This is a genomic window from Dorea ammoniilytica, assembly GCF_025567415.1.
GTDB classification, from domain to species: Bacteria; Bacillota; Clostridia; order Lachnospirales; family Lachnospiraceae; genus Claveliimonas; species Claveliimonas ammoniilytica.
Map to the genome: position 1 here is coordinate 66711 of NZ_JAOQJV010000004.1, position 20780 is coordinate 87490.

At 46.2% G+C, this 20780-nt stretch carries 15 protein-coding genes; 5 read left to right on the forward strand and 10 right to left on the reverse strand.

The genetic code is table 11. The annotated features are described in order from the left end of the window. Positions 1–2: 2 nt before the first annotated feature. On the forward strand, positions 3–428 hold the full coding sequence (locus tag OCV65_RS04905; RefSeq protein WP_262581137.1) for a hypothetical protein: 426 nt from the start codon (positions 3–5) through the stop codon (positions 426–428). Positions 429–546: 118 nt separating this feature from the next. After that, on the forward strand, positions 547–1083 hold the full coding sequence (gene hpf / locus OCV65_RS04910; RefSeq protein WP_262581138.1) for a ribosome hibernation-promoting factor, HPF/YfiA family: 537 nt from the start codon (positions 547–549) through the stop codon (positions 1081–1083). Positions 1084–1135: 52 nt separating this feature from the next. Here hpf and OCV65_RS04915 read toward each other — a convergent pair whose 3' ends face one another. Continuing rightward, positions 1136–1792, reverse strand: coding sequence for a YigZ family protein (locus tag OCV65_RS04915; protein ID WP_262581139.1), 657 nt, complete (start codon positions 1790–1792; stop codon positions 1136–1138). Between the two features lie 141 nt (positions 1793–1933). Between OCV65_RS04915 and OCV65_RS04920 the strand changes: the two genes are divergently transcribed. Further along, the gene (locus OCV65_RS04920; RefSeq protein ID WP_262581140.1) at positions 1934–4534 is read left to right on the forward strand and encodes a transglycosylase domain-containing protein; all 2601 of its coding nucleotides are present in this window, start codon (positions 1934–1936) and stop codon (positions 4532–4534) included. A gap of 53 nt (positions 4535–4587) precedes the next feature. Here the strand turns inward: OCV65_RS04920 and OCV65_RS04925 are convergent, their stop codons facing one another. The 4 genes from OCV65_RS04925 to ftsH form a co-directional block, all read right to left on the reverse strand. Then, complete coding sequence (locus OCV65_RS04925; RefSeq protein ID WP_262581141.1) at positions 4588–5520, reverse strand: ROK family glucokinase; 933 nt, start codon at positions 5518–5520, stop codon at positions 4588–4590. Between the two features lie 4 nt (positions 5521–5524). Next, complete coding sequence (gene hprK, locus OCV65_RS04930; RefSeq protein ID WP_118384126.1) at positions 5525–6454, reverse strand: HPr(Ser) kinase/phosphatase; 930 nt, start codon at positions 6452–6454, stop codon at positions 5525–5527. A 99-nt stretch (positions 6455–6553) separates the two neighbouring features. Continuing rightward, positions 6554–8401, reverse strand: coding sequence for an excinuclease ABC subunit UvrC (gene uvrC, locus OCV65_RS04935; RefSeq protein WP_262581142.1), 1848 nt, complete (start codon positions 8399–8401; stop codon positions 6554–6556). Between the two features lie 103 nt (positions 8402–8504). Then, positions 8505–10532, reverse strand: coding sequence for an ATP-dependent zinc metalloprotease FtsH (gene ftsH, locus OCV65_RS04940; protein WP_262581143.1), 2028 nt, complete (start codon positions 10530–10532; stop codon positions 8505–8507). 171 nt (positions 10533–10703) lie between these two features. On the opposite strand from ftsH, the gene OCV65_RS04945 reads away from it, so the two are divergent. Further along, positions 10704–12185, forward strand: a complete 1482-nt coding sequence (locus OCV65_RS04945; RefSeq protein ID WP_118451639.1) for a DUF1846 domain-containing protein — start codon at positions 10704–10706, stop codon at positions 12183–12185. Between the two features lie 64 nt (positions 12186–12249). Further along, positions 12250–13860 carry a CTP synthase gene (locus tag OCV65_RS04950; RefSeq protein WP_262581144.1) on the forward strand — a complete coding sequence of 537 codons (1611 nt, stop codon included), beginning with the start codon at positions 12250–12252 and terminating at the stop codon, positions 13858–13860. Between the two features lie 118 nt (positions 13861–13978). Here OCV65_RS04950 and hemW read toward each other — a convergent pair whose 3' ends face one another. The 5 genes from hemW to OCV65_RS04975 form a co-directional block, all read right to left on the reverse strand. Next, positions 13979–15127, reverse strand: coding sequence for a radical SAM family heme chaperone HemW (hemW, locus tag OCV65_RS04955; protein ID WP_262581145.1), 1149 nt, complete (start codon positions 15125–15127; stop codon positions 13979–13981). After that, a complete protein-coding gene (lepA, locus tag OCV65_RS04960; protein ID WP_262581146.1) occupies positions 15127–16941 on the reverse strand; it encodes a translation elongation factor 4 in 1815 nt (604 codons plus the stop codon). The genes hemW and lepA overlap by 1 nt, the downstream gene beginning before the upstream one ends. A gap of 62 nt (positions 16942–17003) precedes the next feature. Then, positions 17004–17999: a DNA polymerase III subunit delta gene (holA, locus tag OCV65_RS04965; RefSeq protein WP_262581147.1), complete on the reverse strand. Its 996-nt coding sequence runs from the start codon at positions 17997–17999 to the stop codon at positions 17004–17006. Then, a complete protein-coding gene (locus OCV65_RS04970; RefSeq protein WP_317258786.1) occupies positions 17983–20307 on the reverse strand; it encodes a DNA internalization-related competence protein ComEC/Rec2 in 2325 nt (774 codons plus the stop codon). Before OCV65_RS04970 ends, holA begins: the two co-directional genes overlap by 17 nt. Further along, complete coding sequence (locus OCV65_RS04975) at positions 20304–20777, reverse strand: GerMN domain-containing protein (protein ID WP_262581148.1); 474 nt, start codon at positions 20775–20777, stop codon at positions 20304–20306. Before OCV65_RS04975 ends, OCV65_RS04970 begins: the two co-directional genes overlap by 4 nt. Positions 20778–20780 lie beyond the last annotated feature (3 nt).

The window sequence follows — 20780 nt, forward strand, 5'->3', positions numbered from 1 at the left end:
CTATGAAAGAAAAATGTACTCTTATCATTTCCAGTCTTGCCTATGCACTGGAAATGATCATCACCATAGCCATGCTGATCGGCACCGGACTCCTCTGCTTCCGTCTGATCTGCTCCATCTTTCACCTGATGGATGCTGATCCGTTCGAAGCATATGAGCATCTCCTTTCTTACAGCATGAACCTGATAATCTGTGTAGAACTGATCCGCATGATGTATTATCACACTTCTGATATGGTATTCGAACTGCTGGTATTTGCACTGGCAAGGCAGGTCATTATCGACCACACCTCAGCGATTACCAGCCTGATCGGTGTATGCGCCATTGCCGTACTGTTCGCCACAAGAAAGTTCCTGTTTACCACTCATGTACTCTCCGCCGATACCGATGACGAAGACGACAAAAAGAGTGAAGAAGAAAACAAATAAAAACTATACAATGTCTGACAAACGTGCTATACTCAACATATCAGAAAGATTGTTGTTTGAAGTATCAATTGTCAGACATTTTATATTTCTGAAAATCACTGTTAAAGGAGTGGATTTTATGAATTTTATCATCAGTGGAAAGAACATCGAAGTAACCCCAGGTCTGAAGGACAGCGTCACCAGTAAGCTTGGTAAGTTGGAGAGGTATTTTACACCTGACACAGAGATTATCGTAACCTTAAGCGTTGAAAGAGACCGTCAGAAGATTGAGGTAACCATTCCGGTCAAAGGTGATATCATCCGTTCTGAGCAGACAAGCACAGATATGTATGTATCCATTGACCTCGTAGAAGAAGTGATCGAACGTCAACTTCGCAAATATAAAAACAAACTGATAGCAAGGCATCAGGAAGGCGGTACTTTCAAACAGGAATTCTTTGAAGAAGAACCTGCCATCGACAGCAATGACGAAATTCAGATCGTGCGCACAAAGAAGTTTGGTATCAAGCCAATGTTCCCGGAAGATGCTTGTGTGCAGATGGAACTTCTTGGACACGATTTCTTCGTATTCTCTAACGCAGAGACAGAAGAAGTTAATGTCGTGTATAAGAGAAAGAACGGTACATTTGGTCTGATCGAGCCTGAATTTCAGTAAACAATATGCATAATAGTTCAGGAATAATCCCTGATATCAAAAATCCTGGAGGTCATTCCTCCAGGATTTTTATCTGTCCATTTATCTCTGCATAAAAGCAAGCTCCTATCTCTTCCATAGAAACTCTTGCCCCCGTCCCTTCTGTAATCTCTTCCTGTACTGCAGTAAGTTCCTCTACAGGAATCACGCAGGTCAATTGCACTTTATCTGTGTACACAGAATCCAGAATGGTAATCTTTCGCTCTCCTAATATATATTGAATCTTACCAAGGTCTCCGTACCCGGTATCTACGGAAAGCTTTATTCCCCGAATCCGGGATATAATCTGTGAATGGGCCAGTCCCTCTTTCGTTGCTCCGGAATATGCTCTTACCAGTCCTCCCGTACCAAGCAGTGTGCCTCCAAAATATCTGGTCACCACCACTGCTACATTATGGATATCCTCTCCCATCAGCACATCTAACATTGGCTTTCCCGCTGTACCTCCCGGCTCCCCATCATCACTGAATCTGGCAAGTTCATGTCGGTCACCGATCACATATGCAAAGCAGTGATGTCTGGCATCCCAGTATTTCTTTTTAATATCAGCAATAAATGCCTGTGCTTCATCTTCACTTGACACCGGCATTACGTCTGCAATAAAACGAGACTTTTTTTCTACAATTTCACCTGTTCCGCCTCTATAGGCCAACTTGTATTCTTCTGGCATATTTTCACCTTTCCTTCTTGTCCTGAATACTACTATAACGGATTTATTAAGATTTTCCTACATAAATATGAAGATTTTAATTTTTTCTTTATTTAAATTATCAAGTTTGGTATAATACTGTGGATAAAGGAGGCTAAATTCATGAATTATGGAAGACGAAAAGCTTCAAAAAGGCAAAAAGAAATCACCTCCAAAGGTACCATGCAGGGAAAACGCATGGGAGTGCGATTATTCAAGGCCTTTTTGCTTTTGATACTTGTCGCCTGTGTAAGTGTGGGAGTAGGCGGCCTCATCTTTGTAAAAAAGATCATCAACGACTCGCCCGATATTTCTCCGGATGATGTACGTCCAAGTGGCTATACTACTTTTGTGTATGCAGATGACGGAACCACAGAGCTGGAACGTTTCGTTGCATCAGGATCCAACCGTATCTACAAATCGATTGATGAGATACCAACTGATCTGCAGCATGCATTTGTCGCAATTGAGGACGAACGTTTCTATGATCATAAGGGAATTGACCCACAGGGTATCCTGCGTGCCTTCGTTGTAGGTGTCGCACACGGTGGTAACTTCAGTGAGGGTGCCAGTACTCTTACCCAACAGCTGATCAAGAACAACGTATTCCCGAACTTCGTATCTGAAAATACATTTTCCGAAAAACTGGAACGTAAGATCCAGGAGCAGTACCTTGCCCTGAAGATTGAAAAGCAGATGTCCAAAGATGAGATCCTGGAGTGTTATATGAACACGATTAACCTTGGGCAGAACACACTGGGTGTTCAGGCTGCTTCCAAACGCTATTTTAATAAGGATGTATCCGAACTTACGCTTTCGGAATCGGCAGTAATCGCAGGTATTACTCAGAATCCATCCGGTTATGATCCAGTCACTCAGCCGGAAGCCAATGCAAAGAGACGAAAAAAGGTTCTGGGCAATATGCTTAAGCAGGGATATATTGATCAGGCTGCCTACGATGAAGCAATGGCAGATGATGTATATGCCAGAATCCAGACTGTTAACAGTGAGATTGGACAGGATTCTCCAAACAGCTACTTTGTAGATGCATTGTCTGAACAGGTAGTAAGTGATCTGATGGATCGTCTCGGCTACTCTGAGACACAGGCATACAATGCACTGTACAGCGGTGGACTCAGCATTTACTCTACTCAGAATGTAGAGATGCAGAAAATCTGCGATGAAGAAATGAACAATTCAGAAAACTATCCATGGCTGACAGAAGTTGGTATTGCCTACGCACTGACAGTAACCCGTGCAGATGGAACAGTTGAAAATTACGGCTCCAACGACCTGCGTAACTATGCGAAGAATGTCAAAGGTGACAAGCAGGGACTGCTCTATTCTTCTGAGGATGAAGCAAGAGCCTTTGTAGAGGAATGGAAATCCACCATTGCACAGGAAGGTGACACTTACGTAGAGAACCTTACTCTTACTCCACAGCCTCAGGCATCTGTCACACTGATGGATCAATCCAACGGACAGATCAAAGCAATGGTCGGCGGACGTGGCACCAAAACATCCAGTCTGAGCCTGAACCGTGCATACAAGGGTTCCCCTAGACAGCCGGGATCATGTTTCAAGATTCTTTCCACTTACGCGCCTGCGCTGGATGCATGTGGTCAGACACTGGCAACCATCATCCGCGATGAACCATGGCATTATTCCAATGGGGCTTCTCTGAAGAATGCATCCGGAAGTTATCTTGGTGACATTACCATGAGAAAAGCCATTGAACAGTCACAGAATGTATGCGCTGTTAAGACAATTGACGAAGTAACACCTGCACTGGGATATCAGTATGCTAAGAACTTCGGAATCACCACCCTGGAGGATTCTGACAAAGTAGAATCCATCGCACTTGGTGGTCTGACTAACGGTGTATATAACTATCAGCTCTGCGGAGCATTTGCAACGATTGCTAACGGCGGCGTATACAACACGCCAACTCTTTATACCAAGATCCTTGACCATGACGGTAATGTTCTTCTGGAAGGTAATAAAGAGACTAAGACAGTAATTAAAGATTCCACTGCTGCACTGCTCACCAGTGCCATGGAAGACGTTGTTACCAGCGGTACCGGACGCAATGCGCAGCTTGACAACATGCCGGTAGCCGGTAAGACCGGTACCACTGACCACGATCAGGACCTCTGGTTCTGTGCTTTCACTCCATATTACACCTGTGCAGTATGGGGCGGATATGACGAGAACAAGTCACTGACAGGTATCGATACCCAGTATCGTTTCCGAATCTGGAAAAGCATTATGAGCAGAGTTCATGCAAATCTGGAAGAAAAAGATTTTACCATGCCTTCCAGTGTAGAAAAGAAATCTGTATGCTCGATCACCGGATGTCTGGCAAGACCATCCTGCCCTACAGTAACGGAATATTTTGCAAAAGGTTCTGTACCTGATGAGACCTGTCCGGGACACGGTGATTATTATGAAGAAAGTGACTCTACAGACGAAGAATCAACCAATAGCAGTGAAAATGGTTCTGGAAGCACCGGTAACACTGATAACAGTGGCAACACTGGTGGTAACACCGGTGGCAATTCTGGCGGTAACACCGGCGGTAATTCTGGTGGCAACACTGGCGGCAATTCCGGTGGTAATACTGGTGGCGGTGAAAACGGAGGTGGAGAGACACCAACTCCGGAGCAGCCCTCTGCAAGATTGCTCTTACCGAATCTGAGAGGTATCTACAAATTTAAAAGTTAACTCAAAAGGAGTGAAGTTCAATTGGAACTTCACTCCTTTTATGTATCGTGTATTTAATTCAAAATCAACCTTGCAGCTCCACAGATACCTGCATCATTGCCAAGTTCAGCTAATACAATCTTCGTATCTTTATTCGCAAAGAATGCTCTCTTCTGGAATTCCTTTTCCACAAACGGAATCAATACCGGACCTGCTTTTGACACACCGCCACCGATTACAAACACTGCCGGATCCACCACTACAGCAAGACTCGCCAATGCCGCTCCAAGATATCGTCCGAATTCATCCGCAATGCGAGTTGCAAGTGCATCTCCCGCTTTTACTGCATCAAACACATCTTTGGCACTTGGTTCTCCATGAAGCACAGTCTCTTCATGTTCCCCACTCAAGGCCTTTCTTGCCAGCTTTGCAATTCCAGTTGCAGATGCGTACTGTTCCAGACATCCATGCAGTCCACATCCACAGGCATCCTCTTCCTCACGGTTCACACAGATATGTCCGATCTCGCCGCCCGCGCCATGTTGCCCGACAATCATATGACCATTCACGATCACACCACCGCCAACACCTGTGCCAAGGGTTACCATGACAACATTTTTTTCGCCTCTTCCGGCCCCCAGCCACATCTCGCCCATAGCAGCTACATTGGCGTCATTCCCGGCTTCTACCCGCATACCGTCAAGCAGTTCGCTGAGTTCTCTTGTAACTTCCTTATATCCCCAGCCGACATTCGCTGTCTGCTGTACAACACCTTCTGAATCAACCGGTGCAGGGATTCCCATTCCTACTCCGGCCACATCTTTTCTCCGGATCTTCCTCTCCTCTAATTTCTCCAGAATCGATGCTGCCACATCCGGAAGAATCTGTTCCCCATGATTCTCCTTCCTGGTCGGAATTTCCCACTTGTCCAGCAGTTTGCCCTCTGTCTCGAAGAGACCAAGCTTCACACTGGTACCCCCGACATCCACACCCATGCAATATCTCATCCTTTTATTTTCCTTTCTTAGTCATACTTTCCTCTACACGCTTGTACAGCTCCTGAGCAGCATTATAACCCATCTGCTTCTGTCTGTGGTTAATTGCAGCGGTCTCTACGATAATCGCCAGATTACGTCCCGGACGGATCGGAAGCTGATGACATACGACTTTATTGCCAAGGAACTCTGTGTACTCCTCTTCCAGTCCCAGGCGTTCGTATGCTTTTTCACGGTTCCAGTCTTCCAGACGGATTACGAGATCAATATTCTGTGTCTCGCGTACACTTAAGACACCAAACAATGTCTTAACATCTACAATACCGATACCCCGCAGCTCAATGAAATGCCTTGTGATATCCGGTGCTGTACCCACCAGAGTATCATCGCTGACTCTGCGGATTTCTACCACATCATCACTGACCAGACGATGGCCTCGCTTGATCAGCTCCAGAGCTGCCTCACTTTTACCAATACCACTTTCTCCTGTAATCAGCACACCGACACCATATACATCCACTAACACACCATGAATGGAAATACACGGTGCAAGCTGTACATTCAGCCAGCGTATTACTTCTGCCATGAATGCGGAGGTTACCTTTTCTGTAATAAATACCGGAATATCAGCTTTTTCTGCTTTCTCCACCAGTATCTTATCCGGTCTCATATTTCTGCAGAAGATCAGACACGGAATGCGACATGCAAGAAGCTGGTCATAGATCCGCTCCTTTTCTTCCGGATCCATCCGTTCCAGAAATGTATACTCTACATATCCGATGATCTGGATACGCTGATTGTCAAAATGATCAAAATAACCGGTCAGCTGTAATGCCGGACGGTTCACTTCTGGTTCTTCCAGATAAATACCTGACAGATCCACATCCGGTGTTAGATTCTTAAGATCCATCTTCTCCACAAGCTTAGACATTTCTATTCTGGGCATAATTATTTCCTCCTGTATCTTTTGATGTTCGTTCCATAATAGAATGGCACAAAAAGATTTGCGCTCGTTAATGTTTATTATATCATACTTCCCTCCGTCTTACACCTTGGGATGGAAAAAATTGTAGACAGATTCGGCCGCTGCTTCGTTCATAGACGGCAGTTCTTTCAGCGTCTCCACATCTGCATTACGGATGGCTTCCAGTCCCGGAAATCTCCGCATCAGATCCTTTCTTCTGGCAGGTCCGATGCCTGGTATATCATCCAGTACAGAATGCACCTGTCCCTGTCCTCTAAGCTTCCTGTGATACTCAATTGCAAAGCGATGTGCTTCATCCTGAATCCTTGTGATCAACTTAAACCCTTCCGAATTACGGTCGATCGGAATCTCCACATTATTATAATACAGTCCTCGCGTTCTGTGATTATCGTCCTTTACCATACCGCATACCGGAATATGGATCCGTAATTTATCTAATACTTCCAATGCAATATTTACCTGACCGCGTCCGCCGTCCATCAGGATCAGATCTGGAAATGCAGTAAAGCTGTTCTCCATGCTTCCTTCTTCACGTTCCCTTCTGCCATGTTCAAACCGGCGTGTCAGCACCTCTTCCATGCTGGCATAATCATCCGGTCCCTGCACGCTCTTAATCCGGAACTTACGATAGTCACTGCGCTTCGGCCGTCCTTTCTCATACACAACCATAGATCCTACCGATGCATAGCCGCTGATATTGGAAATGTCATAGGCTTCCATACGCACAATCTCTTTCATTCCAAGCAGATTTTCAATCTCCTTAACCGCACCGATTGTTCGACCCTCTTCCCGCTTCAAGCGTTCCTTATCCTTCGTCAGGATCAACGCTGCATTCCTCTGTGCCAGTTCGACCAGCTTTTCCTTGGATCCTTTCTTCGGCACCCGGATGTGTACCTTATGCCCCCGTTTTTCTGTCAGCCATTCTTCCAGCAACTCCATATCTCCCGGCTCTTCCTGCATCATCAGTTCCGCCGGCAAATACGGTGTACCTGCATAGAACTGTTTGATAAAGCTGGACAGGATCTCGCTCTTGGTCTCCTCTCCTGTCAGTCGCAGGAAGAAGTGATCTCTGCCGATCAGTCTGCCATTACGCACAAAGAATACCTGCACGACTGCATCCTCCAGATCCTTCGCCATTGCCACAATATCTCTGTCATCCCCGGCCGTATCCGTAATCTTCTGCTTCTGCGCGATTTTCTGTACACTCTGCAGGAGATCCCGGTATTCAATCGCCCGTTCATATTCCATTGCCTCCGACGCCTCTTCCATCTTACGCTGCAGGTCTCCCAGGATCAGATCATAATTGCCGTTCAGAAACTGCAGTACCTGATCGATGGATTCCCGGTATTCCTGCTGATCCACATACCCCTGACAAGGTGCACCACACTGATGGATATGATAATTCAGGCATGGTCTCTCCAGCCCGATATCACGCGGAAGTCTCCGATTGCAGCTGCGGATCTTATACAGTTTCCGGATTAGCTCAATCGTATCTCTCACTGCTCCTACACTGGTATACGGTCCAAAGTACTTCGCCTTATCCTTCTTCATCTGTCTTGCCATCATGATCCTCGGAAATGGCTCCTGCACCGTCACTTTAATAAATGGATAACTCTTGTCATCCATCAGCATAGTATTATATTTCGGTCTGTGCTCCTTGATCAGATTACACTCCAGCACCAGAGCTTCCAGCTCCGAATCTGTGATGATATATTCAAATCTGGTAATATGCGTTACCATCTGTTCAATCTTCGGCCCTTTATTCCTGCTGGATTGAAAATACTGCCGCACCCGGTTCTTCAGACTGATTGCTTTACCCACATAGATAATCTCGTCTTTCTCGCCATGCATCAGATATACGCCCGGTTTTCCCGGAAGCTTTTTCAATTCTTCCTGTATATCAAACATCTGTCTGCCTCTCTTTCCCCTCTCCATATTCTCTATTCTACATCATCTTCCCATATACTGAAAAGGGAGAAAGCAAATGCTTTCTCCCCATATACCTTTTATCTTATTCTACATCGGCTGATGGTGTCTCAGGCACCGTCTTTTCTTCCGGTGTATCTTCTGCCACTGTCTTCTCTGCTGCCAGATCTGCTTCAACTGCTTTCTCACGTCCCGGTACTGTTTTCATACCAATACGCTCTTCGGTCTTCTTCGGCGCATCCGGATCAATGCCTTCCACTTCATGGAAAATCTTCATGAATTCCTTACCGGTAATAGTCTCTTTCTCAATCAAGAATGCTGCGATCTTATCCAGAGCCTCTCTATGCTCTGTAAGAAGACGTTTCGCTTCGTCATATGCCTTCTTCAGCATCTCCATTACTTCCTGATCGATCTCAGCTGCTGTAGCCTCTCCACAGTTCATAACGGCTCTTCCGTCCAGATAACGGTTCTGAATAGATTCCAGTCCGATCAGTCCGAACTTTTCGCTCATACCATACTGTGTGATCATGGAACGTGCAATCTTGGTTGCCTTCTCAATATCATTCGAAGCACCTGTAGTAACCGTATCAAACACAATCTCTTCCGCAGCACGTCCACCAAGCATTCCGACAAGCATTGCTTCCAGCTCTTTCTTGGTATTCAGGAACTTCTCTTCCTCCGGTGTCTGCATTACATATCCGAGAGCACCCATGGTTCTCGGTACGATAGTAATCTTTTGTACAGGCTCTGAATCCTTCTGGAGAGCACTTACCAGTGCATGTCCTACCTCGTGGTAAGATACGATACGTCGCTCTTCCTGACTCATAATGCGGTCTTTCTTTTCTTTACCAACCAGTACCACTTCGACAGCCTCAAAGAGGTCTTTCTGCGATACTGCATTCCTTCCATGTTTAACTGCATTGATCGCAGCCTCGTTGATCATATTGGCAAGGTCTGAACCAACTGCTCCGGAAGTTGCCAGTGCGATCTCTTCCAGATCCACTGTCTCATCCATACGCACATCCTTGGCATGTACTTTCAGTACCTCTACACGTCCCTTCAGATCCGGACGTTCTACGATGATACGACGGTCGAAACGTCCCGGTCTCAGAAGAGCCGGATCCAGAATCTCCGGACGGTTCGTTGCTGCCAGAAGCAACAGTCCCTTGTTCGTATCAAATCCGTCCATCTCAGCCAGTAACTGGTTCAGTGTCTGCTCGCGTTCATCATTGCCACCCAACTGATTATCACGGCTCTTACCGATAGCATCGATCTCGTCGATAAAAATAATACATGGTGCCATCTGCTGTGCCTGCTTAAACAGGTCGCGCACTCTGGATGCACCTACACCTACGTACATTTCCACAAATGCTGATCCTGACAGCGAGAAAAACGGCACCTTCGCCTCTCCCGCTACTGCCTTCGCAAGCAGTGTCTTACCGGTTCCCGGAGGTCCTACTAACAGGGCTCCCTTCGGAAGCTTCGCTCCCACACCGGTGTATTTGCCAGGGTTATGCAGGAAATCTACGACTTCCTGCAAAGATTCCTTCGCTTCGTCTTGTCCCGCTACATCCTTAAATGTAACGCCGGTCTCTTTTTCTACATACATCTTGGCATTGCTCTTGCCAATACCCATCATGCCTCCACCCTTAGACATCCGCTTGAAGCTCCAGTAGAACATCGCCACGATCAGTACGACCGGCAGGAAGGTCGCAATCACATTCAATACCATCATCGAAGTCGTATCCGGTATCTCCTGTTCATATTTAATACCTGCCTCATACAGTCGTTCGGAAAGGGTATTATCATCCACAACTCCGGTATAATATTCCTTCGCTGTAGTCTCGCCTTTTTCCTTCTTGGCCTTGATCATGATCTTGTCACTGGAAATCGTAACTTCCTGCACCTTGTGATGCTTGATCATGTTCAGAAACTTGTCATACGTAATCTCTTCTGCAGATGATGTCTTCTGGAACTGATAGAGTGACAGCACCAGAAATGTAGTAATCAACGCGATCAGCAGGACAAAGGAGATACCCTGTCTGTCCGGTTTGTTATTCTTATTATCATTCTGATTATTTCTATTACTATTTCTGTTATTCTGATTATCCATAGTATAGTGGTCCTCCTGTGTTTATCAGTTCTAATTATAAATATCGACCCATTTAAAATCAACAAATAATTTATGAAAATATTGTAAACAGGATATAATTTGTAGTATACTTGGATTTGGAGTTTTTATCAGCAGGATAAAGCAATAACATTGGGGAAGAGGAATATACAAATGAAATTAGGATTTGACAACGACAAGTATCTGGAAATGCAGTCTGCTCACATCCGTGAGCGTATCAGCCACTTTGATAACAAATTGTATCTGGAATTCGGAGGCAAGCTTTTTGATGACTACCATGCATCCAGAGTACTGCCAGGCTTTCAGCCGGACAGCAAACTGCGCATGTTAAAAGAACTGGCCGACCAGGCTGAGATCGTTATCGTCATCAGTGCCGGAGACATTGAAAAGAATAAGGTACGTGGAGATCTGGGGATAACCTACGATACCGATGTAATCCGCCTTCGTGAAGCTTATATGAATTCAGGTCTTTATGTAGGAAGTGTTGTCATTACCCAATATGCCGGACAGACTGCCGCTGATCTCTTCAAGCAGCGTCTGGAGCGTCTTGGCATCAAAGTGTATATTCATTATTTAATACCGGGATATCCGGCTAATGTCCCACTGATCGTCAGCGACGAGGGATATGGTAAGAATGATTACATCGAGACCACGCATCCTTTAGTCATTGTCACAGCACCGGGACCTGGAAGCGGAAAGATGGCGACCTGCCTTTCACAGCTCTATCATGAACACAAACGTGGGGTAAGAGCCGGCTACGCCAAATTCGAGACATTCCCGATCTGGAATATCCCATTGAATCATCCGGTCAACCTGGCATATGAAGCAGCTACCGCAGACCTGAACGACATCAACATGATTGATCCGTTCCATCTGGAAGCTTATGGAGAGACTACCGTTAACTACAATCGTGACGTAGAGATCTTCCCGGTACTGTGTGCCACATTTGAACGCATTTATGGTGAAAGCCCATACAAGTCACCGACTGACATGGGCGTTAATATGGCAGGTTTCTGCATCAGTGATGACGAAGCCTGCAGAGAAGCATCCCGTCAGGAGATCATCCGCCGCTACTACGATTCCCGCCGCAGATTTCTGTTAGGCGCATGTACGGAGAATGAAGTATACAAGATCGAGATGCTGATGAATCAGACCGGAATCACCGTTCACGACCGCCATGTTGTGGATGCCGCATTGAAACGTGCAGAAGAGACCGGCGCACCAGCCTCAGCGTTGGAACTGCCAGACGGACGTATCGTCACAGGCAAGACATCCGATCTGCTGGGAGCATCAGCTGCACTTCTTCTGAATGCATTAAAAGAACTTGCCGGTATTGATCACGAGAGGAAAGTCATTTCACCGGAGGCGATTGAGCCTATCCAGAGATTAAAAGTTAATTATCTTGGAAGCAAGAATCCAAGGCTTCACACCGACGAAATATTGATCGCACTGTCCGTAAGTGCTGCCACAGACCCTACTGCCCAGGAAGTTCTGAAACAGCTTCCGAAGCTGAAAGGATGTCAGGCGCACACTTCTGTCATGGTCAGCAACGTAGACAGCAGAATGTTTAAAAAGTTGTCTATCCAGGCAACTTATGAAGCCAAATTTGAAAAAAATCCTGTATTTGCCAAATAATCCGGTGTATTATAGTATCAGATAACATGCAGGTATCCCCTGCATATATATGAAGGAGGAACACATGGCAGTAAAATACGTATTTGTTACAGGCGGAGTGGTATCCGGACTCGGTAAAGGAATCACAGCTGCTTCTCTGGGACGTCTTTTAAAAGCACGCGGTTACAAAGTAACCATGCAGAAATTCGATCCTTATATTAACATTGACCCAGGCACAATGAACCCGGTACAGCACGGCGAGGTATTTGTTACCAATGACGGAGCTGAGACTGACCTGGACCTGGGACATTATGAACGTTTTATCGATGAAAGCCTGACCAAGAATTCCAATGTTACCACTGGAAAGATCTACTGGTCTGTACTTCACAAAGAACGCCGCGGTGATTACGGCGGAGGTACCGTACAGGTAATTCCTCATATTACAAATGAAATCAAGAGCAGATTCCATCGGAATCCTGCTGCTAAGGATACAGAGATTGCCATCATCGAGGTTGGCGGCACGGTAGGCGATATCGAAAGCCAGCCTTTCCTGGAGGCAATCCGTCAGTTCCAACACGATAAAGGACATGAGAATGTCATCCTGATCCATGTTACATTGATTCCTTATCTGCGTGCATCTCAGGAAATGAAAACCAAGCCTACCCAGGCCAGCGTAAAAGATCTCCAGGGAATGGGTATCCAGCCGGACATCCTTGTCTGCCGTTCTGAACACCCGCTGACTGACGGCATCAAGGATAAGATCGCACTGTTCTGTAATGTACCGTCTAATCACGTACTGCAGAATCTGGACGTAGAATATCTGTATGAAGCACCACTCGCCATGGAAAAGGAGAATCTGGCCGGTGCTGTCTGCGAATGTCTGCACCTGGAATGCCCGGAACCGGATCTGAAAGACTGGACAGAGATGGTGGACTACCTGAAGCATCCGAATACTGATGTAACTGTTGCCCTGGTCGGCAAATATATCCAGCTTCACGATGCTTATATCAGTGTTGTAGAGGCATTGAAACACGGCGGTATCTTTAGCCGTGCTACGGTACACATCAAATGGATTGACTCTGAAACAGTGACTCCTGAGAATGCGGACGAGCTGTTCAGTGATGTAGATGGTATTCTGGTACCGGGAGGTTTCGGCGACCGCGGTATCGATGGTAAGATCGAAGCGATCCGCTATGCAAGAACCCACGGTCTCCCATTCCTGGGACTGTGTCTTGGTATGCAGCTTTCCATCGTAGAATTTGCAAGAGATGTAGTCGGACTGAAAGACGCACACAGCGTAGAACTTGATCCTCAGACAACGAACCCTGTCATTCACATCATGCCGGATCAGATCGGCATCGAAGACATCGGTGGTACACTGAGACTTGGTTCTTATCCATGTGTACTGAACAAAGAGTCAAAGGCGTATCAGCTCTATGGTTCAGAAAATATCGAGGAACGTCATCGTCATCGTTACGAGGTTAATAATGACTACCGTGACCAGCTGGAAAAAGCAGGCATGATGCTCTCCGGGCTGTCACCGGACGGACGTATCGTAGAGATGGTAGAGATTCCGGAACATCCGTGGTTTATCGCCACTCAGGCACATCCGGAACTGAAGTCCAGACCAAACCGCCCACATCCGTTATTCCGCGGATTCGTAGAGGCAGCTCTGGCTCACAAAGACGAACGGTAATATACAAGAGCAAAGAATGTGCCTTGGCACATTCTCGCGGAGCGATTTTTACTTTACAGGAAAGCAATTTCCTGTAAAGTAAAAAACACAGCCATGGAAGTTCCAGTGGCTGTGTTTTTTATTTCCCTAACAGGAACTGACTGAGTGCATAATTACTGAGATCAATTCCCCGGTCTGTCAGTCGGATCCGATCCTCTTCTCTTACTAACAGTCCCTCTTTTATCAGATTTTCTATATTATCTTTATATTCTTCATCCATCGACACTTTGAATGATTTATAAAAATCTTGTTCCGACACACCTTTGATCTTACGTAGTCCCAGGAACATAAATTCTTCCATCTCATCTTTTCTGCTGAGTCTGGTGAAGTCTTCCCGCTCTTCCAGCACCAGTCCCGTACTCGGTCCGATATGATCTGGTTCCTTCCATCGGATATGATCCATCAGTGACGATGCACCTGCGCCGAGTCCCAGATATTCTTTTCTGTCCCAGTAACCCAGATTGTGCCTGCATTCATAACCATCTTTCGCATAATTAGAGATCTCATAGCGGTGATAACCATAGTCTTCCAGAATCTCTCTGGTGCGCACATACATCTGCCGTTCTGTATCCTCATCTGGCAGTTCTTCTGCGTGTCTGCCTTCCCCATACCGCTCACAAAACGGCGTACCTTCCTCAATGATCAGACTGTATGCAGAAATGTGTTCTGGTTCAAGATCTGCCACCTTTCGAAGTGTATCTACGTAACTCTCCAATGTCTGTCCCGGAATCGCTGACATGAGATCCACGTTAACATTGGTAAATCCGGCCTCTCTTGCCCACTGATACACCTGTCTGAAATCTTCATATGTGTGAATTCGTCCCAGACACTTCAGTTCTTTGTTATCAGCAGACTGAAGCCCCATGCTCAGCCGATTGATTCCAAGCTTACGATACACTGGAAGCTTATCTTTCACATCGGTTCCCGGATTCATTTCCAGCGTGATCTCTGCATCTTCCCTGATTGGAAAGCTCTCATAAACTGCTTCAAAAACTTGCGTGATCTGCGCTTCTGTCAAAATGGACGGAGTTCCCCCGCCCACAAATATACTGACGATCTCATATCCATAATTGTGTATCACATCCGACCAGTAACGGATCCTGCGGCATAACCGTTCGACATAGATCTGCCGTTGTTCTTCACCAGATGGTGCCGACAGAAAGTCACAGTACTTGCATTTGCTTACACAAAAGGGAATATGCAGATATAATTCTAATTCTTTTTTCATTAATTCTCATCCAGCTTCAATACACTCATAAATGCTTCCTGCGGAATCTCTACATTGCCCACCTGACGCATACGCTTCTTACCTTCCTTCTGTTTCTCCAGCAGCTTACGCTTACGCGAAATATCACCGCCATAGCACTTGGCAAGCACGTCCTTACGCATCGCTTTTACCGTCTCTCTGGCAATAATCTTACTTCCCACTGCTGCCTGGATCGGAATCTCAAAGAGATGTCTCGGAATCTCCTCTTTCAGCTTCTCACACATCTTTCTGCCGCGCTCGTATGCACTGCCCTCAAATACGATAAATGACAATGCATCCACTGTCTCTTTGTTAATCAGAATGTCCAGCTTCACAAGGTTGGACTGCTGATAGCCAAGCATCTCATAATCAAACGATGCATAACCTCTGGAGCGGGATTTCAGCGCATCAAAGAAATCGTAAATGATCTCATTCAGCGGCAGGTGATAGTGCAGTACTGCTCTGGTCTCTTCGATATATTCCATGCCCTGATAGATACCTCTGCGTTCCTGACACAGATCCATGATCGTTCCGATATATTCTGAAGTCACCATGATCTCTGCTTTTACCATTGGCTCTTCCATGTATTCAATCTCAGATGGGTCTGGCAGGTTCGACGGATTCGTCAGATCCATGACCTCTCCATTGGTCTTATGCACCTTGTAAATAACGCCCGGTGCTGTTGTTACCAGATCCAGATTATATTCTCTCTCCAGACGCTCCTGAATGATCTCTAAATGCAAAAGTCCCAGGAAGCCGCAGCGGAATCCAAATCCCAATGCAATTGATGTCTCCGGCTCAAACTGCAGCGATGCATCATTTAACTGTAACTTTTCCAGTGCGTCACGAAGGTCCGGATACTTGGCTCCGTCCGCCGGATAGAGTCCGCAATATACCATCGGATTCACCTTCTTATATCCCGGCAATGGCTCTGCACAAGGATCCTGCGCATTCGTGATCGTATCACCCACACGGGTGTCCTTTACATTCTTCAGACTGGCGGTCACATAGCCTACCATACCTGCACTCAGTTCGTCACATGGAATAAATTGTCCTGCTCCGAAATATCCCACTTCAACAACCTCTGCCTCTGCTCCGGTCGCCATCATGCGAATCGGCGTACCCTTCTTTATCGTACCTTCCATCAGACGGCAGAACACGATGACGCCCTTATAAGCATCATATAATGAGTCAAAGATCAGTGCCTGCAGCGGTGCCTTTGGATCTCCGCCCGGAGCCGGAATCTTCTCTACAATCTGCTCCAGTACTTCCTCTACATTCAGTCCGGTCTTGGCAGAAATACGTGGTGCATCCTCTGCTTCAATACCGATCACATCTTCAATCTCCTCAATAACACGCTCCGGCTCTGCGCTCGGAAGATCAATCTTGTTGATCACCGGCATCACATCCAGATCGTGATCCAATGCCAGATATACATTAGCGAGGGTCTGTGCTTCCACACCCTGCGCTGCATCTACTACAAGGATTGCGCCATCACAGGCCGCCAGACTTCTGGATACCTCGTAATTAAAGTCTACATGTCCCGGAGTGTCGATCAGGTTAAAGATATACTCTTCTCCATCTTTCGCCTTATACACCGTACGCACTGCCTGAGACTTAATCGTGATACCACGTTCTCGCTCAAGCTCCATATTATCCAGTACCTGCGCCTGCATCTCCCGGCTGGTCAGAAGTCCTGTCATCTCAATAATACGGTCTGCCAGGGTCGATTTCCCGTGGTCGATATGCGCTATAATACAAAAGTTACGAATTTTACTCTGGTCTGTTCCTGCCATGTTTTTCTTATCTTCCTTCCATCTTCTTCTAAATTCTTCTGCTCTATCTTCGTCAGACTGTTCTAAGCTCTCTGCTGTCCACCGGTCTGCGGAGACAGTATAAATAATTCCACACAGGTCGTATCCTTCATACGCCCTGTCTTAACGTCTGTTTCCAATTCTACTCCAAGTTCCAGAATATCCTTTAGCTGATCCTGGCTGAAGCTTCGGCATTGTCGCATGCATTTGCCTGCTACAAATGGATGAAGCCCCGCTTCAGAAGCAACCTGCTTCTGTGCCATGCCCCGCCGCATCAGTGACTGTACCACCAGAAGTGACCGGAACTGCTTGGTCAGCATGTATAAGATACGCATCGGCGGCTCCTTAAGTGCCAGCAGATCATAATAATAATCCAGGGCTTTCTTCTTATCCCCAACCGCTACTGCATCTACCATCTCAAAAATGTGTCCTTCAATCTGTGCGGTACACACCGCATCCACATCCTCGTCTGTAATCTCATCCCGATCGATCGTATAGGTGAAAAGCTTCTCCATCTCTGTCTCAAGATTCTTCATATCCGTGCCTGCCCGATCCAGGATGTGCCGGATCGTGGACTCTCGGATCTGCTTGCCTTCCTTACGGATCAGTCCCATCAGCCAGATTGTCAACGTCTTCTCATCCTGACGCGCCATCTCTACCACGCGTCCTTTATCCTTCACTACCTTGTATAGCTTATTCCGTTTGTCGATTTCATTCTCCACAAACAGAAAACAGGTGGTCTCCGGCAGATTCTTTATATAATCCGCAAACTCCGCCGCACTACTCTTAAACAGCCCGGAATCCTCAATAACGATCAGTCTGCGTTCTGCAAAAAAAGGCATCGTCTCAGCCAGATCAATGATCCCTCCGACAGGAATTCCCTTACCTTCATAATGGGCATAATTCACAGTATCACCCTCCGGCAGCATCGCTTTCACCAGCCGGTCCCTGTACTGCTTTTTCAGATAATCCTCTTCCCCGTACAGCAGATATATATTCTTAAATTGTCCCTGCTTAATATCTTCATTCAAACTTTTCATAGAACCTATTATACTGGATAATCCGCAAATTTGCCACCTCTTTTCCAGTCTGTCTGAGAGTAATCGCACCGCATTCTGCCGTATTCAAAATACTGCACCCTTCCACTGTTAACCGTTCCATTGTCTCCGCATGTGGATGCCCGTACCGGTTTTCCCGTCCTGCTGAAATAATGGCAAGCATCGGTTCCGATTTCTTAAGAAATGCTTCTGAAGTAGAATTTCTTGATCCATGATGCGCAACTTTTAATACTGTACAGTCTTCTTTCATATCTTCTGTCAGTATTTCTTCTCCCTCACCTTCCACATCTCCGGTAAACAGCACCTTCAATTCTCCATACTGTAATTCCAGCACCATAGATGCTGCATTACCCGATATCTCACCACTTGCTTTCTCAAATCTCTCTGCACACGGTTCCAGACAGGTAAGTGTCACATCTTCCCATGAAATCTCCTGACCTTTCTGTATTGTTACAACACGGATTCCATTGGATGTCGCCAGCTCGTAAAGCTGTTCCAGCTTGCCATCCCATAACTTCCGCTCCGGCAATACCATACAGGCGATGGCTATACCTTCCTGCTGCCGCTCAAGCAGCTCTTCCAAACCATTGATATGATCCATATCTCCGTGACTGACAAATACATAGTCGAGCCTTCTCACTCCTCTGCATTTTAGAAATGGCTCGATCTGATATCGTCCCACCTTCTTCGTATCACTGCTGCCTCCATCAATCAGACAGGTCCTCCCACCCTCCGTCCGCACAAAAGCACAGTCTCCCTGTCCTACGTCCAAAAATGTGATTTCCAGCCCTGTGTGACGGAACGCAGGACAATTCATCACCAATGCAAAAATGCCTGCTGCCAATAAAATGAGCCGCAAGCCTGTCCCTGGCATGAAGTGCACGTCCTTCACTTCTTCGCACACTTCTTTCTGCTTGCGGTACCAAAACACAACGATTGCTAATATCATATAATACAAAATGATCCCGGCGGTTCCCGGTCTTCCGGTTGTCAGTCTTCTTCCGGGAAGATATTCCATACCCTTACACAACAATTCAAAAAAATCCAGGATATATCCACATCCATACAGCATACCGATTCCTGCCGGACGTATCAGCATAAGTCCCATACCACCCAGAAACCCAAGCAACAGCACCAGACTCATAAGTGGAATCACGATCAGATTCAATAACACCGACCAGGTCGGCAGTTCGTAATAATGATGCAGGATCACCGGAACTGTAAGAAGTTCAATGCAAACGCTGACCCTTAGACTCTCTGCCAGTTTTCCAAACGCATTCTTCTCTGACGCGATTATCGGATAAAGAAACAGCACCGCTCCTACTGCACCGAAAGACAACTGAAAACCTGCATCAAGAAATGCCAGCGGTCTCCACCAGATCACACCTGCCATGGCAAGTGTATACGCGGTCAACCTGTCATTCACTCTGCCCGTCATATCAGCTCCCACCTGCATACAGAACATAATTACCGCCCGGACTGCCGATACAGTACAGCCGATCATGGCAATATAAAGCAACAGAAATGTAATCCCTGCCAAGCCTCCCGCCAGATACGAGCCACTTGTTCTGCGCACAAAACGATAAAATCCAAGTCCGACAAAAGACAGATGCAGCCCGGATATTGCCAGTATATGGGCAATCCCATTTAACTGATACTGCTCTTTTATCTCAGCGTCCATCTTCTGCTTATCTCCCAGAAGCATAGCATTCAGTATCCCGCCTTTTTTCTCTCCCAGAATCTGCAGGACAGTTTCCGACCATCTCTTTCTTAAGAGCCTCAGTCTTTCCCTGAACAGATCCGTATTCCTATTCACAAGTTCTGCTTCTTCTGCCCAGATACAGGCAGGAATTCCTTGTGTCCGATAATACTTCTTTCTGGAAAAAGCGCCGGGATTTCTTTCATTCTCAAAGAATTCCAGAGATCCGGACGCCTTTATCTTATTGCCAAGTGCAAAGGAATGATTTCCTTTGACATATGCAAGAAAATATCGCTCCTGTATGTTCTGTCTGCCATCACTGATTCCAACCCTTTTCAGATATAATGTCTGATACTCTTCCGTTTCGTCTATCCGAAACACCTCACCCGTTACCGTCACCAATCTTCCGTTTTCCACTGTATCCACCGGAAATGTAACAAATATTCCTGCACCAGTCATCATTTCACGACTTACCATAACCAGCATAATGACCAGATACAGCACACATAGAGCAAATAGTTTTCTTTTATTTATTTTATCTTTTATCTTATTAATGATTTTTCGTATAATCTTTTCTATCAGTTCTCTTATTTCTGCACAAAGTCCTCACTGCGCAGATAACCCACCTCATCGCCATGATGATCTTTCAGCACCTCGTCGGCTACATGGAACTGTACTCGCTCCACTCCATCAATCTGTGTCACAGTCTGTACCACCGCAGCCTGCAAAAGTGCCTCCGATGCCGCATCCAGAATGTTATAATCCTCACTGAAATACAGATCCAGCCTTCCGTCTTCCAGGCGAATATCTGTGATCATCAGATCTGTCGGAATTGCAGGCACACATTCTACCGAATCCTTTGGATTCTGCATCTTCTTCAGGACTTCCTGTACCTGCCCTTCTGCTTTATCAGACTTCAGATTATATCCCTCGGTATTCAATGCTGTTTCTTCTGAATTGAGATAATAGATCTGCATATCATAAGATTCTTCCTTATGGCATCCCACTGTCAGAAGACAACCGAACATAAGCAATGCGATCATCCATCCACTCTTTTTCATACT